This is a genomic window from Mucilaginibacter sp. P4_G9, from assembly GCF_056400985.1.
This window is the reverse complement of record NZ_JBFUKF010000775.1, coordinates 1-1,233: the sequence shown is the minus strand read 5'-3', so window position 1 is coordinate 1,233 and position 1,233 is coordinate 1. Positions and strand designations below refer to the sequence as shown.

General features: G+C 41.4%; 1 protein-coding gene. It reads right to left on the bottom strand.

The genetic code is table 11. The annotated features are described in order from the left end of the window. Window positions 1-105: 105 nt before the first annotated feature. Window positions 106-1,233: chaperonin GroEL (groL, locus tag AC1DPZ_RS27555; RefSeq protein WP_477409528.1), on the bottom strand; the 1,128-nt coding region annotated here is incomplete at its 5' end.

The window sequence follows — 1,233 nt, the reverse complement described above, 5'->3', positions numbered from 1 at the left end:
GAATGACTATGACTATCCTTTTAAAAAGAGAAACCCTGTATGCAAAAGCATACAGGGTTTCAAATAGTATATATTTTAATACACCCCCTTTAGGGGGCCGGGGGCTTACATCATACCACCCATGCCACCGCCACCCATTGGTGGACCACCAGCTTTTTCATCTTCTGGATCATCAGCCAATACAACTTCTGTTGTTAACAACATAGCTGCAATTGAAGCTGCATTTTCCAAAGCTACACGACCAACTTTAGTAGGGTCGATAACGCCTGCACCAATCAGGTTTTCGTATTTATCAGTACGTGCATTGTAACCAAAGTCGGCAGTGCCTTCTTTAACTTTTTGCACAACGATAGATCCTTCAATACCTGCGTTTTCGCAGATCTGACGTAAAGGCTCTTCAATAGCACGACGGATGATCTGGATACCAGTGTTCTCATCTTCGTTTTCACCTTTAAGGTCAGCTAAAGCAGCAACCGCGCGGATGAAGGCTACACCACCACCTGCAACAATACCTTCTTCAACAGCCGCACGGGTTGCATGTAAAGCATCGTCAACACGGTCTTTTTTCTCTTTCATTTCAACCTCTGTAGCAGCACCTACGTAAAGTACAGCAACACCACCAGATAATTTGGCTAAACGTTCCTGTAATTTTTCGCGGTCGTAATCAGATGTAGTTGATTCGATCTGAGATTTGATCTGGCCAACACGACCTTTGATCTCGTCAGCAGAACCAGCACCGTTAATAATGGTAGTATTATCTTTATCAATGATGATCTTCTCGGCAGTACCTAAGTAAGTAAGATCAGCATTTTCTAATTTATAACCTCTTTCTTCTGATATTAAAGTACCACCGGTTAAGATAGCGATATCCTCTAACATAGCTTTACGACGATCGCCAAAGCCCGGAGCTTTAACAGCAGCAACTTTCAGTGAGCCGCGAATTTTGTTAACTACCAAAGTAGCTAATGCTTCGCCATCAAGATCTTCGGCAATGATTAATAATGGTTTACCTGTTTGTACTTGTTTTTCAAGTATTGGAAGCAATTCTTTCATCGATGAGATCTTTTTATCATAGATCAGGATGTAAGGATTTTCCAATTCAACTTCCATTTTATCTGCATTGGTAACAAAGTAAGGAGAAAGGTAACCGCGGTCAAACTGCATACCTTCAACAGTTTTAACTTCAGTTTCGGTACCTTTTGCTTCTTCAACAGTAATTACACCATCTTTACC